This window comes from Corynebacterium flavescens (genome assembly GCF_008693105.1).
GTDB classification, from domain to species: domain Bacteria; phylum Actinomycetota; class Actinomycetes; order Mycobacteriales; family Mycobacteriaceae; genus Corynebacterium; species Corynebacterium flavescens.
In genome coordinates this window covers 1-19,070 of the sequence record NZ_VXKK01000044.1, presented here as the reverse complement: position 1 = coordinate 19,070, position 19,070 = coordinate 1, and the positions used below count along the sequence as shown (strand labels likewise).

Here is a 19,070-nt window from a genome sequence, read left to right as displayed (position 1 = left end):
GCGGTAGGATCTAGCACGTGATTGATCTCAAGTACCTGCGCGAAAATCCCGATGTTGTCCGAGCCTCCCAAGTAACCCGTGGCGAGGACCCCTCTCTAGTTGATTCGCTGATCGAGGCCGATGAGGCCCGCCGCAGCGCAATTAAGACCGCGGATGAGCTACGCTCCGAGCAAAAAGCCTTTGGCAAGAAGATTGGGCAGGCCGCCCCGGAAGACCGCCCGCGCCTGCTCGAGGGCTCCAACGAGCTCAAGGCCCGCGTCAAGGAGGCAGAGGAGACTCAAAGCTCTGCCGAGGCCAAGGTGGAAGAGCTGCAGTACAAGATCTCCAACGTCGTCGAGGGTGCCCCGGCCGGCGGCGAGGATGACTTCATTGTCGTCGAAGAAGTGGGTGAGATACCTACCTTCGATTTCGAACCCCAGGATCACGTGGCACTCGGGGAGTCCCTGGGCCTCATTGATGTCAAGCGTGGCGCCAAGGTTGGCGGCGCACGCTTCTACTACCTCACCGGTGACGGTGCCTTCTTGCAGTTGGGCATGATGCTGCTGGCAGCCCAAAAGGCGCGCGAGGCAGGCTTCCAGTTGATGGTTCCGCCGGTGCTGGTGCACCCGGAGATCATGGCGGGTACCGGCTTCTTGGGCCAGCACTCGGATGAGATCTACTACCTCGAAAAGGATGATCTGTACCTGGTAGGTACCTCCGAGGTTGCCCTGGCTGGCTACCACAAGGATGAGATTATCGATCTTTCCTCCGGCCCCATCAAGTACGCCGGCTGGTCATCGTGCTTCCGCCGTGAGGCTGGCTCCCACGGCAAGGACACCCGCGGCATCTTGCGCGTCCACCAGTTCGACAAGGTGGAGATGTTTGTCTATTGCAAGCCGGAGGAGGCTCAGGCTCAGCACCAGGCGTTGCTGCAGATGGAAAAGGACATGCTCGCGGCCATGGAGCTGCCTTATCGCACCATCGACATCGCCGGCGGAGATCTCGGATCTTCAGCAGCCCGCAAGTTCGATAACGAGGCCTGGGTGCCCACCCAAGGGACCTACCGCGAGCTCACCTCGACCTCGAATTGCACCACCTTCCAGGCTCGCCGCCTTTCCACCCGTTACCGCGATGAAAACGGCAAGCCACAGACCGCCGCCACGCTCAACGGCACGCTGGCTACCACGCGCTGGCTCGTGGCCATCTTGGAAAACCACCAGCAGGCTGATGGCTCCGTCATCGTCCCGAAGGCTCTGCGGCCTTTCATGGGCAAAGACGTGCTTGAGCCAAAGAAGAACTAAAGAACCGAAATAGAACACAGTAGATCATCGTTTCCTGGCCTTGCATTGGAGCCCACCGTGTCGAATCCATCGGATGCATCTGCGAAGGCATCTGCAAACAAAGCGCGAAAGAAGAATAGGCGCGCGAAAGACTTTTGCTATCGGCAGATCGTCCGCGCTGCCAAGGGCGTGACCGTGGCGCAAGGCCTGCAGATGCGGGTGAGCGGTGAGGAGAATATCCCTGCCACCGGCGGCGCGGTCCTCGTGCTTAATCACACCGGTTACATGGACTTCGTCCTCGGCGGGTTCTTGCCTCGCCTGCGTCACCGCCTCGTGCGCTACCTGGCTAAATCGGAGATTTTTGCCAAGCCGGGGGTCGGTTTTCTCATGCGGCTGATGGGGCACATCTCCGTCGACCGCATCGATGGCTCACGTTCCCTGCAGGCTGCTGTGGACGCAGCCAAAGCCGGCGAGATCGTCGGCGTCTTCGCTGAGGGCACGATTTCGCGCAGTTTTGAGATTCGCGCCATGCGCAACGGTGCCGTACGCATCGCCTTCGAGGCTGGTGTTCCGGTGATCCCGCAGGTCATCTTCGGTTCACAGCGCTTGTGGACCAAGGGTCACAAGCGGCACCTGGGGCGCACCAACACCCCGATCCTCATCCACGCACTCGAGCCTTTCTATCCCACAGGTGACTTCGAGGCTGATACCACAGAGATCCGCCGCCGCATGCAGGCCGAGCTGGAGAAGATGTGGCAGGAGTACGAGGATGAGTTCGGTCCCATGCCTGCCGGCGAGTATTGGGTGCCCGCGCGCAAGGGCGGGGGAGCGCCCAGCCTGGCACAGACAGAGTCCCAGGATAAGGCCATCGAGTCCGAGCGCTACCGCGTGCGCCGCCTGAGTGATGATCTCACCGGCCTCAAAGATCGCGTCCGGGACATCTCGCTGAGCTTGGCGGATGTCACCAAGTCCAAGATACACATGAACAGTCCTGCCAAGAAGCAGGACACTGAAAACGCCACCCCCAACGACATCACGGCCTGGGTGCACGATAATCTCAACGCCGTCCTCGAGGAGGCCAGCCGCGGCCTGGGTGAGGGCAAGGAGCGCATCGCTGAGGTCCTCGAGCAGCTCAAGAGTGATGTTGCAGATGCCCAGGAGAAACTTGCTGCTAGCAGCAAGGAGATCTACCTCGGATCCCGCGTGGAACAGGTGCTCGTCGGCGCGGCCGCCCAATCCCGCGTCATCATGTCGCGCCTGCCCAACCGAGTCAAGGCCGATTACTCGCAGGTGCCCAAGGTGGTCATCGCTGACGAGGAGGCTTTTGTCTACGAGGATGGCGCCATCAGTGCACGCTTGCGTAAACTCTTCGCCGCGCTTGTCGACGATCTCGAGCACCTCGTCCTCGTCTCCGAGGGCGCGCGCAGCCACCGCTGCGACGAGCTGCCCCAAGATCTCTGGTTCATTGAGAATAACGGCGCCCTGATTCGCCACGGCGAGGACATCGTGGACTCCCATCCGCTAGCAGAGGAAACCGTGCTCGCGGTGGAGCAAGCCTTGGGGGATGAAGCCGGCATCGATTGGCAGCACCTAGCCAGCGCGGATGCCGCCGGGGTACTCAGCGGCAGCGTAGAACTCTTGCCGGAGCAGATCCGCGAGGCACTCGGCGATGAACTCGCCGAGGAACTGAGCATCACCCAATATGGCGAGGGCTCTATTATCACCTCCCACGCCGCCACCCGCGCTAACGCAGCGCATACCGTTCTTGACGCGCTAGGCATTGACCCTGCTGCCGAAGGCTCCCAGGAGGTCCTGGCATTCCTCAGCCAGCACGGCGACGAGGGGCTGAGCTGGCTCAACAGCGTGGCGCTGGAATCCGCCCCGGTCGAGGTGCTGCGTGACGCCCGCTCTGTCACCTACACCGCCGACAAGGACGGCGCGGCCGAGGTACTCGATATCATCGTGCGGCAACGTGAGCTGCGCGCGGAGGAGAGCAACTAGTTTGAATAAGGAATCTTTGCTCAGGATTCCGGGTTCTTCTCGTTCTTCTGAAGGATTAGACACTCCACCCCATCGAGTATCGTCCGCAGCCCCAATGCATAGGTGCGGTCCGGATCGACAGCCGAGTCATATTCCTGGCCGGCGGCCATGCCAATCCTCGAGGCATGAGGGTACTTCGCAGGATCAATCAGGGCCGTGAGGACAGGCCCAGCGACGCTCCACCATTCTTGGTCGTTGTTTCCAGTTGTTTCGTTGGTTGCTGCAACCGCGGATGAGAGGCGCGCAGCTGCTTTGACGTGCTCAAGGACGAGTGTAAGGATTTGGTCAATCTCTACATCCTCAAGCCCACTTCCAACCAACGGCTTTAGTTCGATGTCGTATTTTCCGGTGGTGCCCGGCCCTAGGGGCGGGCGAACAGTGTCAACGTCGTTCAGCCAGCGGTGATCGGACAGAAGCTTCCAGTTTCGCTCTGCGACCACTTCTAGGCCAGCTCGCCAGCCGGACTCCGGCGGAAGGCTTTCCGCATCTGGGTAGACCTTTCCGTTGACGTGATCGACCATGAGATCGATCAGCTCCGTCTTGCTGGGAACATGGGCATAGAGCGACATTGCACTGACACCGAGCTTCTCCGCAATCTTGCGCATCGAGAGTCCGTCAATTCCGGACTCGTTGGCAATGGCGATCCCAGCGTCGATGATCGCATCGAGTGTCAACCCTGAGCGCCCCTTCTTGACATTGGTGCGCCACAGCAGCGCAAGGCTTTGCAACGGGTCACCGTTTCCCGTGCGCTCGACCATTTCTTTCCCTTCCTTGAAGCCTTGATGCTAGTCGGATTCTACAGTACTGTACGCCGTATAACATTATGTGATACGGTGTACCGTACGCTGTAAAATACGGGAGGTGCGGAATGAAACTAGCAATCGAGGCCGAAGGAATAGGGAAGTCCTACCGCACCAAAAAGGGAGAAGTAGGGCTACGAGATCTCAGTTTGGAAGTCGAAAAAGGCCAAGTAGTGGCCCTGCTGGGGCCGAATGGTGCCGGCAAGACCACCGCGGTCCGCGGGCTGGCAACGCTGTTGCGATTTGATCGTGGCCGAGCGAGCGTCGCGGGCTACGACTTGAAGACTGAGGCTAAGCAGGTGCGGAGCCATATCGCCTTGGTCGGGCAGACGGCGGCCGTGGACGAGCAGCTCACAGCCGAGCAAAACCTGATGCTATTCGGTCGGCTCCGGGGACTCAGTCGAGGAGGCGCAGCCACGCGCTCTGGAGAGTTGCTTCGACAGTTTGGCCTTGTCGAGGCAGCTGATCGGACGGTGCGGGGATTCTCGGGTGGAATGCGGCGCAAGCTCGATCTCGCGGCTAGCATGATCTTCCGTCCAGATGTTCTCTTCGTCGATGAGCCGACAACGGGCCTTGACCCAGCGGCTCGACGTGACCTGTGGCAATCCCTGCGCTTGCTTCTTAGCGAGGGCACAACCATCTTGCTGACAACCCAGTACTTGGAGGAAGCAGACCAGCTCGCGGATCAGGTTGTGTTTCTCTCGCGTGGCGAGGTTGTCGCTCAAGGTACGTCTGAAGAGCTCAAAGACATCGTCGGGCCTGCGGTGATTCGGTTATGCTTCGACACAGAAGCGGATGCGAGGGCCGCACTCGTAGAGCTCAAGACCATTGATTTCAAGGCTGAGATCAATGAGAGGAGGCTCGAGGTTTCCCTTCCTGCTCCCGACCCGGACGTACTCGGGGCGAGCCTGCACGCCATGACCGAGCAAGGGCTCTCGCCGAAGGAAGTCACACTGCGCAAGCCTTCATTGGAAGAAGTATTTCTTAAGCTCACGGGTGGCACGCCTGATCCCTCGATTCTCACTAAGGACAAGGAGAGCAACTAGCCATGACGCTAAAGATACTCACGCAGGAGTCAGTCCAGCCTCCCAGTGTTTGGGATGCGGCCTGGATCATCACGGTCCGTGTGATGCGGTCGTGGAAGTCCCAGATCAGTGTGATGGTGACTAACTGGCTATTCCCGGTGTTCGTCACCGTCCTGTTCCTAGGACTATTTGGCGGGGCGCTGACCCTTCCCGCGCAAGTAAGCTACACGGAGTTCTTGATCCCCGGAATGCTTGCCGTGACCATGCTCTTTGGGTTGGATGGGACCACGCTGACAGCTGCAGCTGATGCGGCACGCGGCGTCAACGATCGGCTCCGTTCCTTCCCCATTAATGCGGCCTCCATTGTGCTCGGTCGCTGCATCGCTGACATGATTAGTTCTCTCATCACGCTTGCCATCATGGTGGCCTTTGCGTTGCTGATTGGCTGGCGCCCCGATACCACTCTCGGAAGAGTTCTCCTCGCTTTTATAATCCTGATGTTATTCAGGTTCGCGATGCTGTGGATTGGGCTCTACATCGGCTACGGCGCGAAGTCGGTCGAATCTGTCGCCTATATACAGATTTTGGTGTGGCCCATCGCGTTCTTTTCCAGCGTCTTTGTCAACCCCGCTACAATGCCCGCGTGGTTGGGAGCGCTAGCCGAGCTCAACCCGGTATCGGCAACTGCCAGTGCCGTGCGGGATCTACTGGGGTCTGCAACGTGGCAGACGCAGAGCTTGGCGGGTGAATACGCCCTAGCTGGGGCGATCGCATGGCCACTTTTGCTGACCTTGATCTTCCTTCCGATTGCGGCGAGGAGGTTCCGTAGAGGAGGACAGTGAAACGCGGGGCCGGATTAGGTAGATCTAGTAGCTGTTGTCGATGCGGCGATTATCCAACCGGCCCGGGTGCTGCGGATGCTCGGCTGGAAAGCCGGCGGCGATGATGAGGGCGATGGCTCGGTCGGCGCGCCCGCCGATGCCGAGGGCCTGCTTGACCTTCTCCTCATCCCAGCCGGTCGTCGGGCTGGTGCCCAGCCCCTCGGACTGTGCTGCCAGTAATAAGAACGCGGCGGCGAGGCTGGCGTCCTTCAAAGAAGCCTCGCGCGCGGCCTGTAAGTCGCGCCCATGGAGGAATCCCTCGACGCGGGCGGCACGCTCGCTCCCGAGGATCTCATCTAGATCGCTGGGATCATTCTCCGCCCGTGCCACCGCAACGAAGACAACCGGGGCGTCGAGGAACTGGCGCTGATGGGAGGCATCGAAAAGCGCCTGCTTGACATCCGGATCCGTGACCACGACGATCTCCCTTTGCTGAGCATTAAAAGCACTGGGTGCCTCGAGGGCAAGCTTAACCACCCTATCGATGAGCTCGGCGTTGGGGATCTCGTCGGTGTACTTGCGGGTGGAGCGGCGCGATTCAATAGCCTCAATTACTGACAAGCTCATTGCTTTAATTCTCTTCCTGTTCTGTGGTGTTTTGCGGGACGTTTCTAAGCAGGCTCGCCTCTAGAGAAAGCCGTGCACTCAAACAGAGCTATGTTAGGGCGCGGCGGCGAGCCACTGCAAGGGTTTAATCCACACAGCAGTGGAATCTGGAGGGCCTCTAGCGGTTAATGAAACTTAGGACGCATCCAGCCAGCAAGAATCCACTGATCTGCAGGTGGGTTGCCCAGTTCCCACCACCCCCTGGGAACGCAAGGAAGATACTGAATGCGATAGCGGCAAGACAATGGATGAACAGTAGGCCATATGCCTTTAGCCGGTACTTCTTTGAAGATACTTTCCAAGCGAACCAGTTGCTCGCCGAGACGATGAAGTAGAAGGCGGCCCCAGCTAGCAATCCGGGAATCATATAGAGCACAGTCTGTCCTTTCAACATCGTGATCTTCGAGTCTAGCTACACAGGTCCGCTGTAAAAAGTGTCGAGTTGTAGAACTGGGGGTCGGGCCTTGATGTCTGTCGGTGCGTTGCCCCTCGCAATTCCCGAAGTGTCTTTCTGGATAGGCTGCCTTCCTGCAATGCGATGGGAATGCTGCGACTTGGAACGAGCAGACCGGCCCCAGAGCAGATGGTCTGTCAACTGTGGTCGCGGTGGTGAATCAGACCCGTTATCCCTTTCGAGCACACAAGCGCTTGGTTGAGAGATTGCAGTGGCTAAGCTTCAGTACGTATCGATTCTCTGGCAGCTCGCACCCGACAACGCAGTGAGAGAACACGTGGGTAACAAAAGCGGTGTACACGAACCTTTTCCGAGTCTGCGAGTAAGCATTATCGGCACCCACAATCTTCCCCGGTGCTGATGCCGTGGACGTACGATTGGCAAGGTGGCGATAGTTGCTGCTGTGATCTCTGCCTTGAACATTCCTGTTGATAAAGGGTTTAAAGAATTGGAAGACGAAGACAACATAGAAAAAACTGCAGAGTATCGTGAAATCCACACGGTTTTTGAACCGGTATGGGGAACACGGTGGTTCCACTACATTTTCACGTTCCCACGTGTTGAGTGCGATGGGTTTATAAGCAATTGCAAGTGGGGAAGAAACAAAGCTCTGGTAAGAAATGGAGGAGTGCCCACGGTCGGATTTAGCTACCGCTTTTTTGATGATAGAAAACTGAGATGCAAGAGCTCCCCCGTTGAGATCTCCTCTACAAGTACTGTTCTAGAAGCCAAGACTTCCATAATCAACAACTCTCCGATGCACATCATTCTGCACTAGCATCCAGTTTGCTGTCGCAGCCAGGGTTTTAGTAGCGGGTGCTTGTGATAGCAGGGGTGGGTAGGTGTAGTAGCGGTCATACTTGTGGGCAAGCCCATTGGAAGGGGTACCGTCTGCACCATTGCACGCTGAGGCAGTTCGAAGGGGCTGGAGGAGGTTCTCCGTTTTCTGCCTCTGTTAGCATTTAGATAAATTCTGTAAGATCTGATCCCCGTTTGGTAGACACCTGATATCCCGACATTCTGTTAAGGAAAGGCAGTCTCCACGCGTATGTCTCAAACCTCGTAGGGCAGTGGCACCGGTGAATCACGGACGCGATGGAATCTGTGGGGAGCGCGTCAGGACGAGGAGCAAGAGCGGAACTAGCGCGAGCATTCCGAAAATGGACAGAACGGGGAAAGACGTCAGCGCGAGCAGTGGCCCCGATATCAAGGCGGCGAAGGCGCCACAGAAGTTGGATAGGGCATCGACGCCGCCTTGTGCCGCAGTGCGAGACTGTGCGGATACCACGGAGCTGAACAAGGCCGAGCCGGCGACGTTGACGAAGGACCAGCCCAGCCCCAGCAGGATCAGGGAGAATACGATCCATCCAAAGTCTTCTGCTTTGAACACTCCGGCGAGGAGTGAGGCAAAGAAGATGAGAACGCCGATGACAATGGTGATGCGGTGACCACACCGGTCAGTGAGTTGGCCGACGAGCGGGGCGAGAGCATACATTCCGAGAACGTGGAGGCTGATGGTGATGCCGACGATCTCTACTGAGCCGCCGTGGTGGGTAATGTGCACCGGCGTCATCGTCATGATTGCCACCATGACGATGTGTGCGGAGACGATGGCGAGAACCGCATAGCGGGCACCGGGGTTGATGCGTAGCTCAGTAAATACCTGGCCAAAGGCTTCTTTTTGGGAAAGTGGAGTGGCCAAGGGGCGAGCGGCGGCGGAGTGCTTCAGTGACTCGAGCAATGGATCCGGGCGCAAGAAAGTGAAGGAAATGACACCGGCCATAGCCATGCATAGCGCCGCTATCGCAAAAGCACTGGCATAGAGGCTCAGTCCCGTCGCGTTGGTGATGTAGCGCCCGGGGACAGCGAGGTTGGGGCCTAAAACGGAGCCTATGGTGCCGACCCAGACGATGAGGGAGAGTGCGCGCCCGTGATGGCGAACATCGGCGAGGTCTGTGGCCGCGAAGCGCGCCTGCAGGCTGACCGCCAACCCTGCCCCCATGAGGAATAACCCGAAGAAGAGCAAGGCCACCAAGTGCTGCGAAACGGCGAGAACGAGGAGCGCACTGCCGCAGGCCGCGGTCCACCATCCGGTGCTGAGAGCGAAACGGCGGCCGCGCCGCGCCGCAAGGAGGCCAAAAGGCACGCCCATGAGAGCAGCGCCTAGGGTGCTGGAGGTGCGGGCGAGCCCGGCCCAGGCCTCGTTATTGGTGAGTTCATCGGCGACGAGGATGCCAATCGAGGGCGCGACGCCGACGCCGATGGTCCCGATCACCTGCATTGTCGCTAGTACGGCGAGAGTGCGTTTCTGAACTGCTTTCTGGGCGGCAACAAATGGTGCGGTTTCGGTGGTCATGCGAGATTCCGGACACTCCGGACACTCCGGAAACTGAGGGCTTTAAACACTGTGCGCTGGCTCTTTCTACTTTTGTGGTTTTCGTAGGTATGTTACGGGCACTTTGCTGGCTTGGGTAGATCTATCTGGTTGACGTGCGGTGGGGAGAGCTGCGTGTTTGTGAGTCATTTGCTTGCGCCAACGTATGGTCTTGCTCACCCTGATGGGGGTGAAAAATGGGTGTTGGTGGGGGCGTCGATTGTCTCCATGCAGGTTACGCTACCGAAAGTTACGTGTGAGTAGCGCCACTTTGAAGTTGTTGCTGTGGCCTATACCCTGGGTATGGCCACGGGCCGAGAAGTGGGCCCAAAAAAGGGCCCACAAATGAGCCCAGAAAGGGAAGAATCCGAACATGGCACAGGTCAGCAGGCAACATTTCAATCCCGAATACTACGAATCCGTCTGGAATAGCTACGAGGAAGAAGATCATGACGTGGTCATCATCGGCGGCGGTTCCGTGGGTGCGGGATCCGCGGTCGACGCCGCCACGCGCGGGCTGAAGACCACCGTCATCGAGGCCCGTGACTTCGCCGCGGGTACCTCCTCGCGCTCCTCCAAGATGTTCCACGGTGGACTGCGCTACTTGGCCATGCTGGACTTCCGCCTCGTGGCTGAGTCCCTCCACGAGCGTGAGCTCAACATGTCGACCCTGGCCCCGCACCTAGTCAAGCCGTTGAAGTTCATCTTCCCCCTCACCCACCACGTGTGGGAGCGCGTGATGATGTTCGGCGGTTTCACCCTCTATGACCTCATGGGTGGAGCAAAAAGCGTGCCCAAGCAAAAGCACCTCACGCGACGCGGCGTGCTCAAGGTCGCGCCGGGGCTCAAGGAGGATGCCGTCGTTGGTGGTGTGCGCTACTACGACACGCTTGTCGACGACGCCCGCCACACCATGACCGTCCTGCGCACCGCCGCCGAGTACGGGGCCACCGTGCGCACCGGCACGGAGGTCATCGGATTCGACAAGGACGCGCGCGGACGCATCGTCGCCGCTCGCGTGCGTGACAACGCTACTGGGCGCGAGGCCACCGTGCGCGGCAAGGTATTCATCAACGCCACCGGCGTATGGAACGACAAGATCCAGCAGCTGGCCGGAGCAGAGGGCAGGTTCACCGTCCATGCTTCCAAGGGCGTGCACATCGTCGTGCCCAAGGAGCGCCTCGACGCGGATGCCGCGCTGTGCTTCGTCACGGAAAAATCCGTCCTCTTCGTTATTCCCTGGGGCGAGTACTGGATCATCGGCACCACTGACACCGATTGGGAGCGCGGCCTCTCCCTGCCTGATCCCGCGCCCACCGCCGCCGATATTGATTACATCCTCGAGGAAGTCAACCAGCGCGTACGCACGCCGCTGACCCACGAGGACATCGTGGGCGTCTACTCGGGCCTGCGCCCGCTGCTTTCGGGCAAGTCCGATTCCACCTCGAACCTCTCGCGCAACCACGCCGTCGCCGTCATCGCGCCGGGACTGGTCTCCGTTGCCGGCGGCAAGTACACCACCTACCGCGTGATCGGTAAGGACGCCGTCGACCTGGCCGCCGAGGAGCTGCCGGGCACCGTCGCCGAATCCGTGACGGAGAAGACGCCGATCCTGGGTGCTGCGGGCTATCACGCGCTGGCCAACCAGGTCCCGCTCTTGGCTCAGCGTTATGGGGTCAGCGAGCACATCATCACCCACCTGCTGGGACGCTATGGATCCCTCATCGACGAGGTCTTGGCGCCCGCTTCCGAGGAGAAGTCTCTGCTAGAGCCCATTCCTGCGGCCCCGGGCTACCTGTGGGCCGAGGCCCGCTACGCCGTCACGCACGAGGGCGCGCTGCACCTAGAGGATGTCCTGGCCCGCCGCCTGCGCATCTCCATCGAATACGGCCACCGCGGTCTCGATTGCGCCTCCCCGGTGGCGGACTTCATCGCGCCGCTGGTGGGCTGGAGCGAGGAGGAAAAACAGGCTGAGGTCGAGCTCTTCCGCAGCCGCACTGAGGCGGAACTCGCCGCAGAAAAGGCACTGACGGACCGCGAGGCCAACGACATTGTTGTTAACGCCTAAACCTTAAGGCACTTCCCCGCCCTCGGCCCTGGCATAAGTCAGGGCCGCTCACACAGATACGGCCACGACCGTGGAAGGAATGTATTCCATGACAGGTTTAGACGCATTTACCTGGGAGTTCCTCGGAACAGCCCTGCTGCTCCTCCTAGGTAACGGCGCGTGTGCGCTGGTCACCTTGCGCACCTCTGGCGCTCGCGGATCGGATTGGATCGTCATCGCCCTCGGTTGGGGCATGGCCGTATTCATTGGCGCCAGCGTGGCGGATCCCAGTGGCGGGCACCTCAACCCGGCGGTGACGCTACTGTTCGCTGTGAATGGCTCGCTCGAGTGGGGACTGGTTCGCTACTACGTCGCCGGGCAGTTGCTGGGCGCGATGGTCGGCGCAATCTTGGTCTGGGCCGCCTTCAAGCAGCTTTTCGACGCCAATAATCTCGACGAGCAAGGCAACGTCACCGGCGCCAACGCGCAGACCGGCGGCATCTTCTTCACCGCCCCTGCTCACCCTAAGAACGGCTGGAATGCTCTCACCGAGTTCATCGGCACGAGCGTGCTCTTGATGTTCATCGCCTTCGGACCTGCCGGCGGTGAGCTCGGCCCGCTGACCTACTTCGGTGTCGCCTTCGTCGTCGTGGCCATCGGCCTGTCCCTGGGAACCCCCACGGGATATGCCATCAACCCGGTACGTGACTTGGGCCCGCGCCTGATGTACGCCTTCGTCCTTCCCATTCGGGACAAGGGCAGCGCGAATTGGTCCTATGCTTGGGTGCCAATCGTGGCTCCTCTTGCCGCGGCCGTTGCAGTGGGAACACTGTCGGTGGTCCTCTAAGTAGAAACAATCAGAAGCAAGAAGAAAAAGGAGAAGTGAAATGACACCTAAAGAAGCTGGCAACGACGCCGAGAAGAAGACCGAGAAGAAGTATGTCGTAGCAATCGATCAGGGCACCACCTCGACGCGCTGCATCATCTTCGACCATGACGGCAACCAAGTTTCGGTAGGCCAATACGAGCACGAGCAGATCTTCCCCGAGAAGGGCTGGGTCGAGCATGACCCGCAGGAGATTTGGAATAACACCCGTTACTCGGTGGGTGCAGCCTTGGCAGAGGCCGATATTGCCATCCACTCCATCGCCGCCGTGGGCATTACCAACCAGCGTGAGACCACCGTGGTCTGGGATAAGAACACCGGCGAGCCGGTCTACAACGCCATTGTCTGGCAGGACACTCGTACCTCCGATATCTGCAAGGAACTCTCCGCGGCCGATGGCCCGGATGCCTGGCGCCGGCGCACCGGTCTCATCATCAACTCTTACCCGGCCGGCCCCAAGGTCAAGTGGATCCTCGACAACGTGGAGGGTGCGCGCGAGCGGGCGGAGAAGGGCGATCTGCTCTTCGGCACCATCGATACCTGGTTGCTGTGGAACCTCACCGGCGGCGTCGAGGGTGATGACGGTGAACCGGCCCTGCACGCCACCGACGTCACCAATGCCTCGCGTACGCTTCTCATGGACATCGAAAAGCTCGAGTGGGACGAGGAATTGTGCAAGGCCATGGACATCCCCATGTCCATGCTGCCGGAGATTCGCCCCTCGCTGGGTGACTTCCGCAGGGTCCGTGAGCGTGGCTCCTTGTCCGGGGTTCCCATTCGGGCAATTCTGGGTGACCAGCAGGCAGCGATGTTCGGTCAGGGATGTTTCCGTCCGGGTTCTGCGAAGAATACCTATGGCACTGGCCTCTTCCTCTTGCTCAATACCGGCACCACTCCGAAGTTCTCCGAGAACGGCCTGCTGACCACCGTGTGCTTCCAGCGGGAGGGCGAAAAGCCCATCTACGCGCTGGAAGGCTCGGTATCTATGGGCGGCTCGCTGGTGCAGTGGCTGCGCGATAACCTGCAAATCATCCCGAACTCCGCCTCGATTGAGAACATGGCGCGCGCGGCCAAGGACAACGGCGGTGTCTATATTGTCCCTGCCTTCTCCGGCCTCTTCGCCCCCTATTGGCGCCCCGATGCCCGTGGCGTCATCGTGGGCCTGACTCGCTTTGCCAACCGCAACCACATCGCGCGCGCGGTGCTGGAGGCCACGGCCTACCAGACTCGCGACGTCGCGGATGCGATGGTTGCGGACTCTGGTGTGGAGATCTCGGAACTGCGTGTGGACGGCGGAATGACCCACAACGAGCTGCTCATGCAGTTCCAGGCCGATATCCTCGGCGTGGAAGTACACCGGCCCAAGGACGTGGAAACCACCGCCACTGGCGCAGCCTTTGCCGCCGGCCTCGATGCCGGTTTCTGGGATGATCTCTCGGTCCTCGGCCAACAGCGCGGCGACCTGCACGTATGGAAGCCCAAGATGGAAAAGGAAGAGGTAGATTCGCTCTACCGGGATTGGCGCCGCGCCGTGAAGCGCTCCCTGGAGTGGGAGGATGACGCCGACACGGAGATCGAGGTCTAGCCTTCGTCGCGCCCAATTGCGGCCGCGGCTCTAGACTGGTGAGTTATGACTACTTCACTGGCTGCGCCGCGGCTTATCGCCAGCGATATTGATGGCACTTTATTGGACGCCAACCACCGGGTAACCAAGCGCAACCGCGAGACCATCGCGCGCGCAGTAGCCAGTGGCGCCATCTTCGCCCTGTCCACGGGTAGGCCCTATCGCTGGATTCGGCCCGTGTTAGATCAGCTTCCCGTGCGGCCTATCTGCGTGACCTCCAATGGCGCGGTCATCTTCGATTCCTTCCAAGACCGCGTGGTGCAGTCTTATGAGTTGAAGCCAGAAGTTCTCCACGATGTTGTGACGCTGGCTCAAGGTGCATTGAGCTCCTCCGGCGGGGTCTCTGTGGGTGCTGAACGCGTAGGCAATACCCCCCAAGACCCGGTCAACGAGCTCTTCGTGGTGGACCCGAGCTATTCCGATAACGCGGTCTTTGATGGCTTCGGCGTTCTTACCCTCGAGGATGTGGTGGCCCGTCCCGCCTCCAAGCTGCTGCTGCGCAACCCGCACTTAAGCTCGGCGGAGATGTTCGAGGCCGTCGGCCCGCTCATCGATCCAGACGTCGCGCACATTACCTACTCCATGGATGATGGCATCTTAGAGGTTGCCTCGGCAGGGGTGACCAAGGCACACGGCGTGCAGTGGCTGGCGCAGCACCACGGCATCGACCGCGCGGAAACAATCGCCTTTGGGGATATGCCCAATGATATTGAGATGCTGCGCTGGGTCGGCCGGGGCTATGCCATGGCTAATGCCGCCCCCGCGGTTAAGGAAGCCGCGGATGAGATCGCGCTGAGCAACCGCGAAAGCGGCGTCGGGCGAGTGTTGGAAAACTGGTTTTAGCCCGTGCCTTAACCTCGTAGCACCCGCGGCTGCAATATGGTGGAACGCATGACTTCTTATGACCTCATTGTTGTTGGATCGGGTTTCTTCGGGCTGACGGTAGCCGAGCGTGCTGCCTCTCAGCTGGGCAAGAAGGTGCTCATCGTGGAGCGCCGTAACCACCTAGGCGGCAACGCTTACTCGGAGCCCGAGCCCACGACCGGCATCGAGGTGCACAAGTATGGCGCGCACCTCTTCCATACCTCCAATCAGCGCGTGTGGGAATACTGCAACAAGTTCACCGAGTTCACGGACTACCAGCACCGTGTCTTCGCCATGCACGATGGCACCGCGTACCAGTTCCCCATGGGGCTGGGCCTTATTAACCAGTTCTTTGGCCGCTACTACTCCCCGGATGAGGCACGCGAGCTCATCAAGGAGCAGGCGGGCGAGTTCTCGGCAGATGAGGCGCAGAACCTGGAGGAAAAGGCCATCTCCCTCATCGGACGGCCTCTCTATGAGGCCTTCATCCGCGACTACACCGCCAAGCAGTGGCAGACCGATCCCAAGGAGCTGCCGGCGGGCAATATCACCCGCCTGCCGGTGCGCTATACCTTCAACAACCGCTACTTCAACGACACCTACGAGGGCCTGCCGCGCGAGGGCTACGCCCAGTGGCTCAAGAACATGGCTGATCACCCAGGTATTGAGGTGCGCCTGAACACGGATTGGTTCGAGGTTCGCGAGGACCTGCGCGCCCAGTCGCTGGAGGCTCCCGTGGTCTATACCGGTCCGCTGGACCGCTACTTCGACTTCGCCGAGGGCGAGCTGGGCTGGCGCACGCTGGACTTCGACCTCGAGGTCCTCGACACCGGTGACTTCCAGGGCACCCCGGTGATGAACTACAACGATGCGGACGTGGACTACACCCGCATCCACGAGTTCCGCCACTTTCACCCCGAGCGTGCCAGCCAGTACCCCTCCGATAAGACGGTCATCATGAAGGAGTATTCGCGCTTTGCGGCGGAGGGTGACGAGCCCTATTACCCCATCAACACCCCGGAGGACCGCAGCAAGCTCGCTGCTTATCGAGGCCGCGCCGCCGCCGAGGCCAAGGACAATCATGTCCTCTTCGGCGGGCGCCTGGGCACCTACCAATATCTAGACATGCACATGGCCATCGCCTCGGCGTTGACCATGTTCGATAACAAGCTTGCCCCGTGGTGGAACGAGGGCAAGCCGCTCGAGCAGGAGCGCGGGCACTAGGCAGTGCGGAAGCTGCAAGATTGATGCAGCAAGGTTAACGCCAAGTTAATTGCGTCCGAATGTAAGCCGGAAGGCGGCCAGGGGAACAACCCCTGTCCGCCTTTTGTGTTTCTGGAAAGTGCCTACACCTGCAGTTTTGTAGCAAATTAAATATTGGGTGCGTGCCCACCATTTGCATTTCTCAGCAATGTGCTACGGTTAACTAAAGGTTAACAAGAGAAAGTGAGAAGGTGAGCTAGAGATGATTAACATCAACAAACGCCGCTTTGACGTCATCCGTGAGGATCTGCACCGCGCCTATGGGCACGAGTACTCCGCCGCGGAAATCAACCGCAAGACGGACGAGGTCATCGCTAAGCATTCCCAGAGCGCGAACCTCGAGGAATTCGTTCCTGTCATGGTGGAGCGCGAACTCAAGGAGCACTTCGGCGACCACCGCATCCACGTGCGCTTCGTCGCCGGCTCCCAGGTAGCCCTCGCCCAAGCGGCAGTGGCCCTGACCAAGAAGCACGCCGGCGAGGCACTCGTAGTCGACGCCGCCGCCACCCACCCGGAAATCAGCGAAGAGGGCCACATGGCCCACGTCCTGCACGAGCGCGGGATGCTGGAGCCAGGCAAGCGCTACCTCGATGAGGTTCGCACCGTGGCCATGCCGGATTATATTGTCTACCTCGGCCGCCATCTCGAGCGCGATGAGGCGGGCAAGGACGTCAAGATCTGGGACATCGAAAACGCCGATGACCTCGAGGCCACCCGCGAGTTGGCCGATGACCTAGAGGCCCGTGTGCTCTACATGCTCAACCGCCTGGGCATCGACCCGGTCCGCGAAGGCGCTGCGGTAGAGGCTTAAGCCTCCTGCGCCTAGAACTTGCCCGAGCCGCCGGCCCCAGAGAAGCCACCGCTGGAATAGCCAGTGTTGACGCTGCTGGAGCTGGCGGCTTGTGCGCTCTCCACATCGGCCTGGTACCAGGCATTCGTGGTGTAGAAGGGTACATAATAGGTGCCCACGCCTGGATGCCAGGCGGCCGATCCCAGGCCACCTACCCGGTGGTCCTCGCTGCGCTCTGCCTGCGATTTAGCGTAAAGCCTATCCGTGAGCTCATCAATGAGTACTCGGTAGTCCGCCAAGATGGCGGCGAAGGAATCCATAAACTCTGGTGCGTCTAGCTTTTCGCGCAGCTCAAGCACGCGCTCATCAAGGGCAGTCAACTGCTCATTGAGCTCGCCCTCGGACTGAGTGACGGCCTCCAACACATCGGAGTGCAGCGTGGTCAGCTCCCGCCTGCGTACCTCCGGATCCCCATGCTCCATCCGCGCCAGCTGCTCTAGGTTGGTCTCGGCATTAATCGCCGCCTCCACCGCGGCGCGCGCCGTGCTTAGCTCTCCTGCGTGCTCGCGGAACTCCTTATCGGAGGAACTCGTGCTCAAGGAGCCCAGCCGGGTGACCTCCTCGTGGGCAGCGAGGAAGTTCTCCTGGATCTCTTTCCACTCCTTGCGCAGGGAATCATTGGCCAGCGGGGAGCTAAGTGAGTGCGCGCGCACATCAATCTCATCGAGGCGCTGCGCCATATCGCCGTGGTGGGCGAGGATGAACTCATAGTCCTCGCGGGCCTGCTTGGTTTTGCTCTTGCGGCCTACTACCACCGCCACTGCGACACCGCCCACGCCGAGAATCCCCGCACCACCGGCGAGGATTCCCCCGACCAAGCCGGCATTGCTACTGCCACCGGAGGATTCCGATACAAGATCGGTATCCGCTGCAGCCTGCACGCCGCGCAGCATCCCGTCCTTCCACTTCTCATCCTGGAGAAGCGGGCGCATGGCGTCTACCACTCCGGCGATCCGCTCATCGGAGCGCAAGTTGAGGTCATCGGCCACATCCTCCCCGGCGTAGACCCCCATGCCGCGCGGATCCATTCCGATTGCCACGATGAGATGACCATCGGCGTACTTCTCGCCCTCAGAATCCTGCATCCCGTGGCTGCCCGCGTAGAAACGCACCGTGTCATTCAAGTTCTCATCATTGCTGGCAAAGGTGAGAAAATCCACGTCTGTGACCGTTGCCGGGAGCGTGACCTGGGCAGTGGCCTCAGCTAGCTCTGCCTCCTCGGCATCACTGAGCAGGTCTGCCTGATCGTCGATGCGCACCTGCGAGGCCGGGACATCAGCCACTGCAAGCGGGGCAGCTAACCCGACGAAGAGAACGGTGGAGGCGATGGGAAGTAATCTCATGCCCTCCCAGTATAAAGAAATTGACCGTAACGCCTCTTGCGGCGGCCTATGCCTGCACGCCATCTTCGGCTAAGGACAACCTGCCTTTTCTCCTCGCCAGGAAGCGTCAATTCCTGTCGAAAGGTCTGGTAAACCAAAAAGAACAGGAGAACTAACAACACCGCTTTCGGATAGACCCCAAACCGCTATCCGATAGCCCAACTTCTGTTACGGACCTGACCCCCGTTTGGTAGACACCTGATATCCCAACTTTTTGGGAACGAAAGGTAATCTCCACATCATGCCAAGCAAGACCTACTCTAAGGAGTTCCGCCGTGACGTGGTCGCATTGTACGAGAATTCCGACGGTGCTTCGATTCAGAAGATTGCCACCGATCTTGGGATCAATCGAGTCACACTGAAAAACGGGATCACCAAGTACGGGTCCACTGCGTCCACACGTAACAACAATGCGGCCACAGCAGTATCCGTTGTCGAACAAAACCGCCAGCTCAAAAGGGAGAACGCACTTCTTCGTGAAGAACGAGATATCCTGCGTAAGGCGGCCAAATATTTCGCGGAAGAGACGCCTGCTCAGTGATGTTATCCTCGGTGCCCGAGTTAAGGCTGTATTCACCACAGAACAAGGTTGCTACGGGGTTAAACGCATCACTGCTGAGCTGAAAGACCAAGCAGGTCATGAGCCGGCTAATCATAAGCGGGTTGCTCGGGTGATGCGGTCGTTGAAATTGTTCGGCTACACCAAGAAACGCAA

At 59.8% G+C, this 19,070-nt stretch carries 15 protein-coding genes and 1 pseudogene; 12 read left to right on the top strand and 4 right to left on the bottom strand.

Annotated elements, in window-relative coordinates:
• The first annotated feature begins 17 nt into the window (after window positions 1-17).
• Entirely contained in the window at window positions 18-1,280 is a 1,263-nt protein-coding gene (gene serS, locus F4V60_RS11525) for a serine--tRNA ligase (RefSeq protein WP_075730709.1), read from the top strand.
• A gap of 57 nt (window positions 1,281-1,337) precedes the next feature.
• Window positions 1,338-3,260 carry a 1-acyl-sn-glycerol-3-phosphate acyltransferase gene (locus F4V60_RS11520; RefSeq protein ID WP_232315932.1) on the top strand — a complete coding sequence of 641 codons (1,923 nt, stop codon included), beginning with the start codon at window positions 1,338-1,340 and terminating at the stop codon, window positions 3,258-3,260.
• A 20-nt stretch (window positions 3,261-3,280) separates the two neighbouring features.
• On the opposite strand, the gene F4V60_RS11515 is transcribed toward F4V60_RS11520, so the two are convergent.
• Entirely contained in the window at window positions 3,281-4,057 is a 777-nt protein-coding gene (locus F4V60_RS11515; protein WP_075730708.1) for a TetR/AcrR family transcriptional regulator, read from the bottom strand.
• Between the two features lie 110 nt (window positions 4,058-4,167).
• On the opposite strand from F4V60_RS11515, the gene F4V60_RS11510 reads away from it, so the two are divergent.
• Window positions 4,168-5,145 (top strand): ATP-binding cassette domain-containing protein, encoded by a 978-nt coding sequence (locus tag F4V60_RS11510; RefSeq protein ID WP_075730707.1) that lies wholly within the window; start codon window positions 4,168-4,170, stop codon window positions 5,143-5,145.
• A gap of 2 nt (window positions 5,146-5,147) precedes the next feature.
• On the top strand, window positions 5,148-5,966 hold the full coding sequence (locus F4V60_RS11505; protein WP_075730706.1) for an ABC transporter permease: 819 nt from the start codon (window positions 5,148-5,150) through the stop codon (window positions 5,964-5,966).
• A gap of 24 nt (window positions 5,967-5,990) precedes the next feature.
• Here the strand turns inward: F4V60_RS11505 and F4V60_RS11500 are convergent, their stop codons facing one another.
• Entirely contained in the window at window positions 5,991-6,572 is a 582-nt protein-coding gene (locus tag F4V60_RS11500; RefSeq protein ID WP_075730705.1) for a nitroreductase family protein, read from the bottom strand.
• Window positions 6,573-7,450: 878 nt separating this feature from the next.
• Here F4V60_RS11500 and F4V60_RS11490 point away from each other — a divergent pair.
• Window positions 7,451-7,843, top strand: coding sequence for a hypothetical protein (locus F4V60_RS11490; protein WP_141256045.1), 393 nt, complete (start codon window positions 7,451-7,453; stop codon window positions 7,841-7,843).
• Between the two features lie 306 nt (window positions 7,844-8,149).
• On the opposite strand, the gene F4V60_RS11485 is transcribed toward F4V60_RS11490, so the two are convergent.
• Entirely contained in the window at window positions 8,150-9,421 is a 1,272-nt protein-coding gene (locus F4V60_RS11485) for an MFS transporter (RefSeq protein ID WP_075730703.1), read from the bottom strand.
• A gap of 391 nt (window positions 9,422-9,812) precedes the next feature.
• On the opposite strand from F4V60_RS11485, the gene F4V60_RS11480 reads away from it, so the two are divergent.
• From F4V60_RS11480 to F4V60_RS11455, 6 genes are all read left to right on the top strand, one after another.
• Window positions 9,813-11,507 carry a glycerol-3-phosphate dehydrogenase/oxidase gene (locus F4V60_RS11480; RefSeq protein WP_075730702.1) on the top strand — a complete coding sequence of 565 codons (1,695 nt, stop codon included), beginning with the start codon at window positions 9,813-9,815 and terminating at the stop codon, window positions 11,505-11,507.
• Window positions 11,508-11,595: 88 nt separating this feature from the next.
• Complete coding sequence (locus F4V60_RS11475; RefSeq protein WP_075730701.1) at window positions 11,596-12,333, top strand: MIP/aquaporin family protein; 738 nt, start codon at window positions 11,596-11,598, stop codon at window positions 12,331-12,333.
• Window positions 12,334-12,373: 40 nt separating this feature from the next.
• Window positions 12,374-13,957: a glycerol kinase GlpK gene (gene glpK / locus F4V60_RS11470; RefSeq protein WP_075730700.1), complete on the top strand. Its 1,584-nt coding sequence runs from the start codon at window positions 12,374-12,376 to the stop codon at window positions 13,955-13,957.
• A 45-nt stretch (window positions 13,958-14,002) separates the two neighbouring features.
• On the top strand, window positions 14,003-14,839 hold the full coding sequence (locus F4V60_RS11465) for an HAD family hydrolase (protein ID WP_075730699.1): 837 nt from the start codon (window positions 14,003-14,005) through the stop codon (window positions 14,837-14,839).
• Window positions 14,840-14,887: 48 nt separating this feature from the next.
• Entirely contained in the window at window positions 14,888-16,084 is a 1,197-nt protein-coding gene (glf, locus tag F4V60_RS11460) for a UDP-galactopyranose mutase (protein WP_075730698.1), read from the top strand.
• A gap of 241 nt (window positions 16,085-16,325) precedes the next feature.
• Complete coding sequence (locus F4V60_RS11455) at window positions 16,326-16,934, top strand: three-helix bundle dimerization domain-containing protein (RefSeq protein WP_075730697.1); 609 nt, start codon at window positions 16,326-16,328, stop codon at window positions 16,932-16,934.
• An 11-nt stretch (window positions 16,935-16,945) separates the two neighbouring features.
• Here F4V60_RS11455 and F4V60_RS11450 read toward each other — a convergent pair whose 3' ends face one another.
• Window positions 16,946-18,316, bottom strand: a complete 1,371-nt coding sequence (locus F4V60_RS11450; protein WP_075730696.1) for a DUF5129 domain-containing protein — start codon at window positions 18,314-18,316, stop codon at window positions 16,946-16,948.
• A 280-nt stretch (window positions 18,317-18,596) separates the two neighbouring features.
• Here F4V60_RS11450 and F4V60_RS11445 point away from each other — a divergent pair.
• Window positions 18,597-19,070: pseudogene (locus F4V60_RS11445) on the top strand (IS3 family transposase); the annotation flags it as partial.

What these genes read in the sequence shown, in the direction of transcription:
- glpK (WP_075730700.1), top strand. Translation starts at nt 12,374, where the DNA reads ATGACACCTAAAGAAGCTGGCAACGACGCCGAGAAGAAGACCGAGAAG.
- F4V60_RS11475 (WP_075730701.1), top strand. Translation starts at nt 11,596, where the DNA reads ATGACAGGTTTAGACGCATTTACCTGGGAGTTCCTCGGAACAGCCCTG.
- F4V60_RS11510 (WP_075730707.1), top strand. Translation starts at nt 4,168, where the DNA reads ATGAAACTAGCAATCGAGGCCGAAGGAATAGGGAAGTCCTACCGCACC.
- F4V60_RS11465 (WP_075730699.1), top strand. Translation starts at nt 14,003, where the DNA reads ATGACTACTTCACTGGCTGCGCCGCGGCTTATCGCCAGCGATATTGAT.
- F4V60_RS11480 (WP_075730702.1), top strand. Translation starts at nt 9,813, where the DNA reads ATGGCACAGGTCAGCAGGCAACATTTCAATCCCGAATACTACGAATCC.
- F4V60_RS11505 (WP_075730706.1), top strand. Translation starts at nt 5,148, where the DNA reads ATGACGCTAAAGATACTCACGCAGGAGTCAGTCCAGCCTCCCAGTGTT.
- F4V60_RS11500 (WP_075730705.1), bottom strand. Translation starts at nt 6,572, where the DNA reads ATGAGCTTGTCAGTAATTGAGGCTATTGAATCGCGCCGCTCCACCCGC.
- F4V60_RS11515 (WP_075730708.1), bottom strand. Translation starts at nt 4,057, where the DNA reads ATGGTCGAGCGCACGGGAAACGGTGACCCGTTGCAAAGCCTTGCGCTG.
- glf (WP_075730698.1), top strand. Translation starts at nt 14,888, where the DNA reads ATGACTTCTTATGACCTCATTGTTGTTGGATCGGGTTTCTTCGGGCTG.
- F4V60_RS11485 (WP_075730703.1), bottom strand. Translation starts at nt 9,421, where the DNA reads ATGACCACCGAAACCGCACCATTTGTTGCCGCCCAGAAAGCAGTTCAG.
- F4V60_RS11450 (WP_075730696.1), bottom strand. Translation starts at nt 18,316, where the DNA reads ATGAGATTACTTCCCATCGCCTCCACCGTTCTCTTCGTCGGGTTAGCT.
- F4V60_RS11455 (WP_075730697.1), top strand. Translation starts at nt 16,326, where the DNA reads ATGATTAACATCAACAAACGCCGCTTTGACGTCATCCGTGAGGATCTG.